The organism is Psychrobacillus sp. AK 1817, from assembly GCF_008807035.1.
GTDB lineage: Bacteria > Bacillota > Bacilli > Bacillales_A > Planococcaceae > Psychrobacillus > Psychrobacillus faecigallinarum.
This window is the reverse complement of sequence record NZ_CP031739.1, coordinates 1,386,939-1,399,085: the sequence shown is the minus strand read 5'-3', so window position 1 is coordinate 1,399,085 and position 12,147 is coordinate 1,386,939. Positions and strand designations below refer to the sequence as shown.

Sequence of the window (12,147 nt, the reverse complement as noted above, 5' to 3'; positions counted from 1 at the left end):
AAATATGCAAGTATTTATACGTACTGATGCTTCAATGCAAATAGGTTCAGGTCATGTGATGAGATGTCTAACATTAGCGAAACAACTACAAAAGAAAAATGTACTTGTAAAATTTATTTGCAGAAATATTGAAGGTAATTTGATTGAATATATAACTCAGCAAGGTTTTGAAGTATATAAACTGTCGAAAATAAATACTACTAGCCCTTTGAACTGGACAAGGGAACATTATCTTGAAGATGCTAATGAAACCATTTCTATAATTAAAAACGAAGTTGTTACTATGTTAATTGTAGATCATTACTCTATTAATATACAATGGGAAATGAATTTACGTCCTTTTGTAAAATATATAATGGTCATTGATGATATTGCAGATAGAAAGCATGATTGTGATTTAATATTAGATCAAAATTATTATTTAAATATGTATAACCGTTATAAAAATTTGGTACCCAATAATTGTATACAGTTGTTAGGACCCGACTATACATTACTAAGGGAAGAATTTCTTAATATAAATCCCAAAAATTTAATTAGAAATACAAAAATTAGAAATATATTAATTTTTTTTGGGGCAGTAGATTCTACAGGAGAAACATTGAAAACTTTAAAAGCATTTGAACAATTACAATTAAAAAATATAAAAATTAATGTAGTGATTGGAGAACAAAACCCTCTGAAAAAAGAAATAGAAAAAATTTGTAATAAAAATGATAACTATAATTTATACTGTCAGATAAACTATATTGCAAAGTTAATGGCAGCGGCTGATTTAGCTTTTGGAGCAGGTGGTTCAGCTTCATGGGAAAGAATGTATTTAAGATTGCCATCGGTAGTTACAATTATTGCTGAAAATCAGAAAGAGCTTACAGAATTACTTGCCCAAAAAAATATGATTTTTTTATTAGGATCACATGAAGAGGTAAATGAATCATTGATTATAAGTAAATTAGAAGAGTTATTTAATAATAAAGAGGTAGTCCAAACAACAATCAGTAGATTTACAAAAATAATCAATTACCAAATGATAAGGAAATACTTAGTTTTAAATAAAATTATAGAGTTAATAAAATGAAATTATTTTATAAATGTTTCTAATATTTTTAATTCTTGTATATAGGGATAATTTGAAAATGAAAGGAATGGTGTTTTGTGGTAATTAATTTAAGGGAAATACATGAAGATGATCTTGTAATGATAATGAATTGGAGAATGTTACCGGAAGTAACTAAATATATGTATACTGATCCAGATTTGAGTATAGAAAAACAATTAGATTGGTACAATAGTATTTTGCAAAATAAAAAGAGAGAAAAGTACTGGATTATACAATTAGAATCAGGAGTGGATGTAGGTTTAATCAGTATTAATAATATCGATTATGTTAATAAACAAGCTTCGTGGGCATATTATTTAGGTGAGATTGAAGCACGAGGCCAGGGACTTGCTCGAATATTAGAATGTAATATATATGATTATGTATTTGACCAACTAAACTTGAATAAATTATGGTGTGAGATTTTTGAGTTTAATGAAACAGTCATTAATATACATAAAAAGTTTGGTGCAATAGAAGAAGGAAAATTTAAAGATCATATATTTAAAGAAGGAAAGTATCTTGATGTTATTAGAATGGCGACTTTCAAAGAAAAATGGTTAATTTTAAGAGAGCAAACTAATTACAAAAAAATTACTATAGAGGACTATTAATATGAATGAGTTGGATGTTTTTGGATTAAAGGATAAAGTTGTGGTAGTTACAGGTGGCAATAGAGGAATAGGAAATGCTCTAGTAATAAAACTCGAAAAATTAGGGGCAAAAGTAGCATATATTAATTTAACCGGCAAAGGAAATAATAAAGGAATCCAGTTCAAAGCTAACGTTACTTCATATGAAGAAATGGAAAATGCTTTATTTAAAATTGAAAAAGAGTTGGGTCCCATTTATGGGATTGTTTCTAATGCTGGGATTACTAGAGACAGTTTCTATCATAAAATAAGTCCAGAACTATGGAACGAAGTAATTGATGTTAATTTAATTGGTGCATTTAACACTACTAGACCAATAATAAACAAAATGTATGAAAGACAAGAAGGTTCAATTGTATTTGTTAGTTCTATAGTTGGGGAAAGTGGAAATTTAGGACAAACAAATTATTCTGCTAGTAAAGCAGGAATTATAGGATTCTCAAAGAGTTTAGCTAAAGAAGGTGCAAGAAAACATATAAGATCAAATGTTGTTGCTCCAGGATTTACTGAAACTTCAATGACTGAAAATCTTCCTGAAAAAGTTAGAAATAACATTATTAATAACATCCCGTTTAAAAGATTTGCAAAACCTGATGAAATTGCATGGAGTATTATTTTTTTGTTATCACCTGTACTTTCTTCTTACATCACTGGAGAAGTTATTCGGGTAAATGGCGGTCAATTGATGTGAGAAGTAAGTTAAGATTTATACTTTGTGAAGATATTTTGAAAGGAGAATATAAATGAAACAAATAAAAATTCTTGATCAATTGGTGGGATCCAATCGAAGTCCATTCATTATTGCTGAAATGTCCGGTAATCATAATCATTCCTTGGAGAGAGCATTAAAAATAGTTGAAGAAGCTTCTAAAGCAGGTGCACATGCTTTAAAAATACAGACATACACTGCCGATACGATGACTTTGAATATAGAAAATCTGGATTTTAAAATTGAGGATAGTGAAAATCTTTGGGATGGTCAAAATCTTTATGAATTATATCAACAAGCGTACACTCCTTGGGAATGGCATAAACCAATTTTTGATCGTGCACGTGAATTAGGTATGATAGCATTTAGTACACCCTTTGACGATACAGCAGTTGACTTTTTGGAAGAATTGGATGTACCTCTCTATAAAATTGCTTCTTTTGAAAACACTGATTTACCACTTATAAAAAAAGTTGCTTCTACCGGTAAACCCATGATTGTTTCTACTGGTATGGCTACTGTAGCTGAGTTAGATGAATTAGTAAGAACAGCAAGAGAGGCTGGCTGTGAAGATTTAATTTTATTGAAATGTACTAGTACCTATCCAGCGACGCCTAACTATACAAACATTTCTACCATTCCTCATATGAGTGAGTTATTCGATGTGCAAGTTGGATTATCAGATCACACAATGGGAATAGGTGTCGCAGTAGCAAGTGTAGCTTTGGGTGCTACTGTGATTGAAAAACATTTTACGTTATCGAGAGCAGATGGTGGTGTAGACTCTGCATTTTCAATGGAACCTAGTGAGATGAAGGAATTAGTTATAGAGACAGAACGAGCATGGCAGGCGATGGGGAAAGTTACCTACGGCCCTACCGAAGTGGAGAAAGCTTCTTTAAAATTCAGACGTTCTATTTATGTTGCTAAGGATATTAATAGTGGAGAAAAATTTACAAAAGAAAATATAAAAATTGTTCGACCAGGGTATGGACTAGAACCTAAATACTATGAAAAAATAATCAACAAATTAGCAAGGAAAGATTACAAAGCGGGGACGCCAATAATGATAGATGAGCTATTATAGAGTTATTTAAGGAGATGATTAATAGGCAGAAAATCAAAGTATCAAAATCCCAGCACATCATAACATCTATACTGGTTATACATAAAAACAGACTAGGAACCTTAAAATGGATTCCTAGTCTGTTTTTCTATCTAACTAAACTTAATACATTATTAATATTCTGATTAGTATGCTTAACCAGCATTTCATCGCCCTTTTGACGTATTCCTTGTTTAATAAATTCTATCATTTCGCTAGCCATGTCTGGATCTCGAATAAGAGATTCTGACTTTTGAAGACTTACCTCTATATTCGACACGTTATCCTTATGGTGAGTTAGTGCTTCGTAGTCTGCTCCAGTATTTGCTAGGTGACCAGAAATAATGGATTGAGCTCTATCCACTTTTGTTATTAAACTTTCTGCTTCTTTTCGTGTGGAAAGTTTAGCAATTGCTATACCTAAAGAAGCAGTGCTCACGTTTACCGTATCAATACGAAGTGTCTGTCCAGAGTTAGCACCCACGTGTATGTATAATGGTCGGACATCACCAAGAATACTTTGAGTGTTGAATTCCATTTTGTCAGCGGTGTCGTCGATAGATTGAAGAAGCTGGTCTAATTCCTTTTGGGCAGCTCCCCTGTCCTCATCTGAAACTGTGTCAGTCGATGTTTGTACTGCTAATTCCCTTATACGCTGTAATACACTACTAACATGTTGAAGTCCTGCATCTGTTGTTTCAAGTACTGAAAGCCCGTCCTGCATATTAAGCTGAGCCCTTGCAAGTCCACGAATTTGCCCACGCATTGTTTCTGAAATCGACAAACCAGAAGCGTTATCTGCAGCACGAGTCAACTTGTCACCACCTGAAAGTTTCTCCAGAGTTCTAGTTATTGCATTGTCATTTTTTTGATAGCGATTAGTAGAGAAGGCAATCCCTGTCTGATTTTGTATTTTCAATTTATTCACCTCCATGTGAATTACTTTACTACTCTATTATTATCGTCAATTTAAATGGAAATTTTGCTAACAGCTGAAAATTAATTTAAAATTGCCGATAATTACTATAAGAACGAAGTTGGCATAGGGGGAATATAATATGCGTCTATCAGCACAGGCACAGCCAAAAGATGTTAGAATCACATCTCAGCTGAAAACAGAGGTAGTAGGTGATATATTAAAATCAAGTACTACAGAAAACTCTCTAAGAGAAATTATGCAAGCAGAACAAAAAGCTAATGAGAAAGAATTAATCCCAAAAGAAAAAGTACAAAAAGCAGTAGATGCATTAAATGAGTTTATAACTATCCAAAACAGAAACTCAAAATTTATCATGCATGATGGTTTAGATCGCTATTACGTAGAAGTAATCGACGCAGAGACGGAAGAGGTAATCAGAGAAGTTCCACCTCGAAAGCTATTAGATGCATTTTATACGATGCAAAAGTTTTTAGGCATGATAATTGACGAAAAAATTTAGGAGGTTTTTTTAAATGGCAGGTTTAAGAGTGGGTGGATTAGCTTCTGGAATGGACATTGATCAAATTGTTGGAGATTTGATGAAAGCAGAAAGAATACCATTAGATAAATTATTTCAAAAGAAAACAACAACGGAATGGCAAAGAGATTCTTACCGTTCTATTAATACGAAGTTAAATACATTTCATACAAAACTTTATGATGACTTTCTGGCGCCAAATAGTTTTAATAAAAAAATAGTCTCTGTTTCTCATGAAAATATAGTCACTGCTACAGCTACTTCTGCAGCATCGGGATCATTGTCAATTCAAAAAGTTGAACAGTTAGCTTCTGCTTCATATGGAGTTGGAAGAATTAATGCAAATACAGCAAGTACTATAACAATGAAAGAATTAGGCGTTTCGGGTGACCAGAATGTAAAACTGGGAGTTCTTCAAGCAGATGGAACTATGAAAGATTTTGAATTCACTTTTAAGGAAACAGATACTATAAGTGATGTTGTTAAACAGATTAATAATAAAGGAGCGGGAATAACAGCACTTTATGATGAAAAATCAGGTCAGTTATCTTTGAGCACAAAAGCAAGTGGTAAAAGCGCTGAGGGTGTTGAGATAATTGATAGAGATAAAAGTGGTTTTTTTGGGAAATTAGGATTTTCTGATGCCGAGAAAATAGCTTCAAATGGTAAAAATGCAAAAGTAACAATCAATGGAGCAGAAGTCGAACGTAATTCGAATAATTTTACAGTGGCAGGTTTTAATATAACTTTGAAGGATACAACAGCTGCAGGTGCATCAACAATAACATTAAATTCTACTACTGATATAAATTCAATGGTAGACAAAGTAAAAGAGTTTGTCGAAAAATATAACGAATTAATTACAGGGATGAATGATTCTTTAAAAGAAAAAAAATATCGTGACTATCCTCCTTTAACTGATGAACAGCGGAAAGACATGTCTGATAAGGAGCAAGAATTATGGGATGAAAAGGCCAAGAGTGGACTACTTCGCAATGATTCAATAGTTAATAGTGGTCTATCTAGTATGCGAAATGCAATTTATGGTAGAGTTGACGGTATGGGTGATGATATAATTGATACACTTGCTGAAATGGGGATTACTACTTCTAGTGTATACTCAGATGGTGGTAAACTAGTAATTAATGAGGATAAACTAAAAAAAGCTTTAACAGAAAATCCTGATAAAGTGGTACAAACTTTAACACAAAGTGGAGAAAAAACTAATTCAGGTGATACTCGTGGTATTATTCAACGCCTTCGTGAAACTATGAAAGAATTTACAACAAATATAGAAACAAAAGCAGGCAAAACAACACATACGGATTCTCAATATTCTCTAGGTAAATCATTAATTGACATGAATACTCGTATTTCTAACTTCCAACGCAGATTAGAAGATATAGAAACTCGTTACTGGAAACAGTTCACTGCAATGGAGCAGGCAATTAGCAAAGCCAATTCACAATCAGGTTATCTATCACAATTCGGCCAAAGCTAAATATAATTATGTTTTTCAACAAAAGGAGTTGTAAGATTTGTCAGCACAATCGGTCCACCAAGCTTATAAAAATAATAGTGTGAGTACTGCATCGCCAGGTGAGTTGACTTTGATGTTATACAATGGTTGTTTAAAATTTTTAGGTAAAGCAAAAATTGCGGTAGCAGAAAAGAATATTCAAGAAAAAAATACAAACTTGCAGAAGGCACAGAAAATTATTCAAGAGCTTATGATGACCTTAAATATGGATATTGAAGTTTCTAAGTCAATGATGCAAATGTATGAATATATGAACCATCGCTTAATTGAAGCAAATATGAAGAATGACACTGCTATTATTGAGGAAGTGGAAGCATATGTCCTTGATTTCCGCGACACATGGAAGCAAGTCATTCAATTGAATCGTCAAAAGCAATTTACTACTGGCGGACAAGCGTGATGGCTAGTGTCGACCAATTTTTAGCGGTCTCTGAAGAGCTATACAGCCATCTTTTAAAAACACCATCTGATGATGAGCGTACAGAATTTATTGAAAAAATTAATGAGTTATTGGATGCTCGTGAAATGGCATTACAATCCTTAGATCTTGAACAAATATCCAAGCTATCAGTTTATGGCAAATTAATAGAGTTAGATCATGGGATCAATAAACAGCTAACTACTGTGATGGCTCTTGTTAAGAAAGATATTAAGGAGCTTCAGCAAAAGAAACGCCATGAAGGTTCTTACACTAACCCTTATGCGGCTACTCAAATGATTGATGGTATGTATTTTGATAATAAAAAATAATACAAAAAACGACTTTCGCTATGAAAGTCGTTTTTCTTTTTCTCTTAAAAACTATACTCCTTCAACAATCCCTCCAGCTTCAATGCCAATCCAATACTCCCGTCAACCTTCAGCTTCCCAAACATAAATGCAGAAGTGCTATTTAAATCCCCGTTAATGAGCTTTACAAAATCCTTTGAGCTTAATGTAAGGGTGCAATCAGCTTTTGAGCTAGTATCATCCGTTACAAATGCTCGACCGTCAGCTAGGACTAGCTGTTTGACGGATGGTTCGTCGCCGGTTAGGTGGAATTCGTAACGGACGTTTTGGTTTTGGATTGGAGTTGGGTGGTTATTCATTGTGTTTTCGATTTGGTTCCAGGTTTCGTTCATATATCATGTCCCCTTTGTATTTACTGAATGGTTATTCATTAATTATCATGCCATATTTTCTGATAATTTACGAGCATTTATTTCCCAGGTAATATTTTGTTGAAAGTTGTGGATGTTACCAAAGTTTTACCGATATAAAAAGAAAGGGGGTTTAAAGTATGAGAAAGAAAGTGCTGATTATAGCATTTATACTGTTTTTTATTACAGAAACTGCAAGTGCTAGTACGCTTTATGAAGTGAAAAAAGGCGATTCGCTTACTAAAATTGCTAAATTACATAATGTAACAGTCGCTGATTTACGTACTTGGAACAAGCTGACAAAGGATAATATTTTTATTAAGCAAAAGCTTGTCGTTCAAAAGCCGGCAACTGTTAAGGGGACAACGAATACAACGCCAGTTAAAACAGCTCCTGTAGTAACAGCACCTGTAAAAAATGAGTTGGTTGTCTCACCGGCTCCTGTTATTACAGTACCTAGCAATGTATCTGGAGAAGGTTATGCTTATTACCCATTGATCATTGATTTTGCTAAACGCCTGGAGGGCATTCCTTATTTGTATGCAGGTAATACGATGGCTGGATTTGATTGTAGTGGGTTTATTTATTTCCTACATACGCAAGCTGGTATGAAAATCGAACGTAAGAGTAGCGAGTCCTACTATTTAGAAAGTATTGTGTTGACTAACCCGATTCCTGGAGATTTAGTGTTCTTCCAAAACACGTATAAAGAAGGAATTTCTCATATGGGGATCTATCTTGGAGACAATCAATTTGTCCATGCAGGATCTAAGGGAGTAGAGATCACAAAGCTAGATAATGTGTATTGGAAAGAGCATTTTGTATCCTTTAACCGTTTTGTTCAAAAGTAAATAATCAGACAGGAGATATATTATGAAGTGGACAATTACAAAGAAAATGTGGTTGGGCTTCTCCGCAATTATCCTATTGATGATTGTTGTTTCTTTTTTCAGTAGCTTAGCAGGCAAGGAAACAAATAAACAGTATAGAGAGATTCTTGAGGTGGATAGCGTAAATGTGAGGCTTATCCAGGAAATCAAAATGTCTCAAAATGAAACTACAGAAAATCTTTATGATTTTTTATTAACGAAAATGGATGCTTCTCGAAAGGGAGTCAGCTCACATCTGGAGACCACTGGGACGCTGATGGAAGAGCTCAAACAGGGGATAAATTCAAAGGAGTCTCTTCCTTTCATCGAGGACTATGAAAGAAAGTACGTAATGTTTGTAGAGGCTAATGAAAAGCTCATCTCTAACCAAATTCTTGTTGACCCGACTCAAATAAATACGTTAACGAAAGATGTAAAAACTGTTAATGACAATATGGTATCTATATTAAACAAGATAGAGGAACAACTTCAAAATGATATGGCTGTAACAGTGAATGAGCTGCAGGACTACGAGCGTGGTGCGAACATTTTCATCATGGCTATTACGATTGTAGGGGCTATCCTTGGGGCAATTATTGCATTTTACATAGGCAGAAGTATTGCACGTCCAATTAAGCGTGTTACCTTAGGTCTTACAGAAATTGCAGGAGGCAACTTGCATGTAGAGCCAATTCATATTAAGAACAAGGATGAAGCAGGCGAAATGGCAGCAGCATTTAACATAATGTCAGAGGATCTTCGTACAATTGTTTCCAACGTCCAAGACACCTCTATGCAACTAGCAGCAAATGCGGAGGAACTATCAGCCATTGCAGAAGAAAGTCTTGCTAGCTCTCAATTAGTAGCAAGCTCGGCACATGAGCAAATGACTAGCAGTGAGCAACAAGTAGAACATATGACCACTTCGATGGCAGGCATGTCTGAGCTATCTCAAGGCGTTAGTGACATTGCAGCAAGTAATGGGGAAATGTTGAACTCCGCAGAAAATGTAGGACACCTAGTGAAGCAGGGTTCTGATGTAATAGCGGCTGTGGCCACTCAGATGAATATGATTCATAATACGTTCAATGAAACGGCAAATAATATGAGAGATATGGAGAAGCACTCACATGATATCCAGGGAATCACTTCTCTCATTACAGAAATTTCAGAGCAAACCAATTTACTAGCATTGAATGCGGCTATTGAGGCTGCCCGGGCTGGAGAGTATGGCAAAGGCTTTGCGGTCGTTGCAGACGAGGTAAGAAAGCTAGCGGAGCAGTCGAAAGATGCAGCATCTGAAATTGCTAAAATGATTGAATTGATTCAGGGAGCATCTGGTACTGCGGTAGAGGCTATTACAACTGGGGAGAACAAAATCAAAGAGGGCATGAACAAAACAAACGAGTCTTTAGAGGTCTTCCAGCTTATTGAATCAGCGGTAGTGGAGGTAGGAGAGAAAGTAGAATCTGTTTCTACAGCAATTGAGCAAATTCAGGCAATTGCTCAATCGGTGTCAGGGGGCTCCTTGGAGGTTCAAAGACTTGCTGAAATCGTTGCCCAAGGAGCAAATGACACAAGCTCCGCAACAGAGCAGCAGCTTGCTTCTAACGAAGAAATTACCTCTAATGCCCAGTCTCTAGCAAACCTTGCTGAAACATTACAAAATAATGTAAGTCATTTTAAGATATAGGTAAAAGGGATCTATATTATGTTTCGTAGTATAGATCTTTTTTATTTTATTATGAATAAATATGTACATTTATCTATGTCTAAATACCTTAAAAAGAGTATAATTATAGAGGTGCATTTTTACTAGCGCTAAATATTTTAAAGGAAAAGGAGTTCCAAAATGAAATTGTCAATTTCAAAGAAAATGTGGTTCGGTTTTTCATTTGTTTTACTTTTATTAATTTTTATAAGTGTTATATCTATCTTTACTTCTTATGATGTTGCAGACAAATATAAATCTATTATTGATAAGGATATTGAAAAAATTAATCTAGTATCAGAAATTGAAGTAATTCAAAAAGATATGGCGACTGCTGTACTAGAATTCGTCATGTTCGGCTCGGAGGATGCTACCGATAAATTTGATGAGGAAATAGAAAAGGGTTCTATAGCAGCTCGTAAATTAATAGAGTCTGTTAAGGATGAAGAATCTTTAAAATTAATGAAAGACCTACAAACGGAGACAGTTCAACTGTTTGAATCAAATGATAAGATTATCTCATTGAAAAAAAGCAACCAGCCCTTTGATCAATATGCAGCTCAATCATCGGAATTAAATGAGAAGACATTAGTGATTTTAGGTGACTTAAAGAAAATTCAACAAGAAAATATGCAAAAAACTAAAGAAGACTTAGATACATATCAAACTAACGTTAATATAACTATTATTATTTTAGCCATTGCAAGTATTATTATTGGGGTTTTAGTATCACATTTCATTAGTAAAGGTATATCTAGCCCAATACGCAAGGTTACAGAAGGCTTAGGAGAAATAGCGGATGGTAATCTGAATGTAGAGCCAATCGTTATAAAAAATAGAGACGAAGTTGGAGCAATGGCTTTAACATTCAACAAAATGACGAGCGATTTACAGCGTATCGTTTCCAATGTACGTGATTCTTCAATGCAGCTTGCTGCAAATGCGGAAGAACTTTCTGCAAGTTCAGAAGAAAGTTTAGCATCCTCTCAGATGGTTGCAAAATCTGCAGAAGAACAAATGGCAGCGAGCGAGGAGCAAGTGAAGCATTTAGAAAGCTCTGTTAGATCTATGTCAGAAATGCAACAAGGTGTGGAAGATATTTCGCAAAACAATAACGAGATGCTTCAAGCAACTGATGGCGTGAAAAAATTAGTAACAAAAGGCTCTACAGTAGTATCTGGTGTAGCAAGTCAAATGAATACTATCCATGAAACATTCAAAGAAACAACAGAGATTATGAATAATATGGCTAAGCATTCCCATGAAATTCAATCGATTACTGCATTGATCACGGATATTTCAGAACAAACGAATTTACTAGCATTGAACGCTGCAATCGAGGCAGCTCGCGCTGGGGAATATGGTAAAGGCTTTGCGGTTGTAGCAGAAGAAGTTCGTAAGCTTGCAGAGCAATCAAAAAACTCTGCTTCCGAAATTGAATCTATGGTTAAATTGATTCAGTCTGCTTCAACAGAGGCTGTAAAGGCGATTACAACCGGTGGTGACAAAGTAGAGGACGGACTGTCTAAAACTACTGAATCATTAGATGTTTTCAACGAAATTGAATCTAGTGTAGAAGCCGTAGCTGAAAAGGTTGAATCAGTTACTACTGCAATCGAGCAAATTAAAGAAATGGCTAGCTCAGTAACGCATAATGCTCAACAGGTTCAAGGCTTGGCAAGTCATGCTGCAGATGGAGCTAGTGATACGAGTGCAGCAACTGAGCAGCAATTAGCTGCAAATGAGGAAATTTCTACAAACGCACAAACTTTAGCTACTCTTGCAGAAAAATTACAAAGTGAAGTAAGTCATTTTAAAATTTAATAAATAAAGTATTGGGTAGAGTCCACTTGTCTTAACTAAAA

13 protein-coding genes are annotated in these 12,147 nt (G+C 34.7%); 11 read left to right on the top strand and 2 right to left on the bottom strand.

Annotated elements, in window-relative coordinates; translation table 11 throughout:
* The first annotated feature begins 4 nt into the window (after nt 1–4).
* From pseG to pseI, 4 genes are all read left to right on the top strand, one after another.
* Nucleotides 5–1,078: a UDP-2,4-diacetamido-2,4,6-trideoxy-beta-L-altropyranose hydrolase gene (gene pseG, locus D0S48_RS07155; protein WP_151110889.1), complete on the top strand. Its 1,074-nt coding sequence runs from the start codon at nt 5–7 to the stop codon at nt 1,076–1,078.
* Between the two features lie 77 nt (nt 1,079–1,155).
* Nucleotides 1,156–1,713: a UDP-4-amino-4,6-dideoxy-N-acetyl-beta-L-altrosamine N-acetyltransferase gene (pseH, locus tag D0S48_RS07150; protein WP_151110887.1), complete on the top strand. Its 558-nt coding sequence runs from the start codon at nt 1,156–1,158 to the stop codon at nt 1,711–1,713.
* Between the two features lies 1 nt (nt 1,714).
* The gene (locus D0S48_RS07145) at nt 1,715–2,443 is read left to right on the top strand and encodes an SDR family NAD(P)-dependent oxidoreductase (RefSeq protein WP_225321709.1); all 729 of its coding nucleotides are present in this window, start codon (nt 1,715–1,717) and stop codon (nt 2,441–2,443) included.
* 52 nt (nt 2,444–2,495) lie between these two features.
* On the top strand, nt 2,496–3,548 hold the full coding sequence (pseI, locus tag D0S48_RS07140) for a pseudaminic acid synthase (protein ID WP_151110885.1): 1,053 nt from the start codon (nt 2,496–2,498) through the stop codon (nt 3,546–3,548).
* A gap of 127 nt (nt 3,549–3,675) precedes the next feature.
* On the opposite strand, the gene D0S48_RS07135 is transcribed toward pseI, so the two are convergent.
* A complete protein-coding gene (locus D0S48_RS07135; protein WP_370455753.1) occupies nt 3,676–4,494 on the bottom strand; it encodes a flagellin N-terminal helical domain-containing protein in 819 nt (272 codons plus the stop codon).
* A gap of 130 nt (nt 4,495–4,624) precedes the next feature.
* On the opposite strand from D0S48_RS07135, the gene D0S48_RS07130 reads away from it, so the two are divergent.
* The 4 genes from D0S48_RS07130 to D0S48_RS07115 are packed head-to-tail and all read left to right on the top strand — an operon-like array spanning nt 4,625 to nt 7,313.
* Nucleotides 4,625–5,005 (top strand): flagellar protein FlaG, encoded by a 381-nt coding sequence (locus D0S48_RS07130; RefSeq protein ID WP_151110881.1) that lies wholly within the window; start codon nt 4,625–4,627, stop codon nt 5,003–5,005.
* Nucleotides 5,006–5,018: 13 nt separating this feature from the next.
* Nucleotides 5,019–6,524 (top strand): flagellar hook-associated protein 2, encoded by a 1,506-nt coding sequence (locus D0S48_RS07125; protein WP_151110879.1) that lies wholly within the window; start codon nt 5,019–5,021, stop codon nt 6,522–6,524.
* A 37-nt stretch (nt 6,525–6,561) separates the two neighbouring features.
* Nucleotides 6,562–6,963, top strand: a complete 402-nt coding sequence (fliS, locus tag D0S48_RS07120; RefSeq protein WP_151110877.1) for a flagellar export chaperone FliS — start codon at nt 6,562–6,564, stop codon at nt 6,961–6,963.
* Nucleotides 6,963–7,313 carry a flagellar protein FliT gene (locus D0S48_RS07115; protein WP_151110875.1) on the top strand — a complete coding sequence of 117 codons (351 nt, stop codon included), beginning with the start codon at nt 6,963–6,965 and terminating at the stop codon, nt 7,311–7,313. The genes fliS and D0S48_RS07115 overlap by 1 nt, the downstream gene beginning before the upstream one ends.
* Nucleotides 7,314–7,357: 44 nt before the next feature.
* Here the strand turns inward: D0S48_RS07115 and D0S48_RS07110 are convergent, their stop codons facing one another.
* Nucleotides 7,358–7,684, bottom strand: coding sequence for an SCP2 sterol-binding domain-containing protein (locus tag D0S48_RS07110; protein ID WP_144537613.1), 327 nt, complete (start codon nt 7,682–7,684; stop codon nt 7,358–7,360).
* 158 nt (nt 7,685–7,842) lie between these two features.
* On the opposite strand from D0S48_RS07110, the gene D0S48_RS07105 reads away from it, so the two are divergent.
* From D0S48_RS07105 to D0S48_RS07095, 3 genes are all read left to right on the top strand, one after another.
* Nucleotides 7,843–8,553: a C40 family peptidase gene (locus tag D0S48_RS07105; RefSeq protein ID WP_151110873.1), complete on the top strand. Its 711-nt coding sequence runs from the start codon at nt 7,843–7,845 to the stop codon at nt 8,551–8,553.
* A gap of 22 nt (nt 8,554–8,575) precedes the next feature.
* A complete protein-coding gene (locus D0S48_RS07100; protein WP_151110871.1) occupies nt 8,576–10,264 on the top strand; it encodes a methyl-accepting chemotaxis protein in 1,689 nt (562 codons plus the stop codon).
* 159 nt (nt 10,265–10,423) lie between these two features.
* On the top strand, nt 10,424–12,106 hold the full coding sequence (locus tag D0S48_RS07095; RefSeq protein ID WP_151110869.1) for a methyl-accepting chemotaxis protein: 1,683 nt from the start codon (nt 10,424–10,426) through the stop codon (nt 12,104–12,106).
* Nucleotides 12,107–12,147: the final 41 nt, after the last annotated feature.

Bases quoted from the DNA above. Each gene is read 5' to 3' on its own strand.
- pseI (WP_151110885.1), top strand. From the start codon at position 2,496: ATGAAACAAATAAAAATTCTTGATCAATTGGTGGGATCCAATCGAAGT.
- D0S48_RS07100 (WP_151110871.1), top strand. From the start codon at position 8,576: ATGAAGTGGACAATTACAAAGAAAATGTGGTTGGGCTTCTCCGCAATT.
- D0S48_RS07130 (WP_151110881.1), top strand. From the start codon at position 4,625: ATGCGTCTATCAGCACAGGCACAGCCAAAAGATGTTAGAATCACATCT.
- D0S48_RS07115 (WP_151110875.1), top strand. From the start codon at position 6,963: ATGGCTAGTGTCGACCAATTTTTAGCGGTCTCTGAAGAGCTATACAGC.
- D0S48_RS07125 (WP_151110879.1), top strand. From the start codon at position 5,019: ATGGCAGGTTTAAGAGTGGGTGGATTAGCTTCTGGAATGGACATTGAT.
- D0S48_RS07110 (WP_144537613.1), bottom strand. From the start codon at position 7,684: ATGAACGAAACCTGGAACCAAATCGAAAACACAATGAATAACCACCCA.
- D0S48_RS07105 (WP_151110873.1), top strand. From the start codon at position 7,843: ATGAGAAAGAAAGTGCTGATTATAGCATTTATACTGTTTTTTATTACA.
- D0S48_RS07145 (WP_225321709.1), top strand. From the start codon at position 1,715: ATGAATGAGTTGGATGTTTTTGGATTAAAGGATAAAGTTGTGGTAGTT.
- D0S48_RS07095 (WP_151110869.1), top strand. From the start codon at position 10,424: ATGAAATTGTCAATTTCAAAGAAAATGTGGTTCGGTTTTTCATTTGTT.
- pseG (WP_151110889.1), top strand. From the start codon at position 5: ATGCAAGTATTTATACGTACTGATGCTTCAATGCAAATAGGTTCAGGT.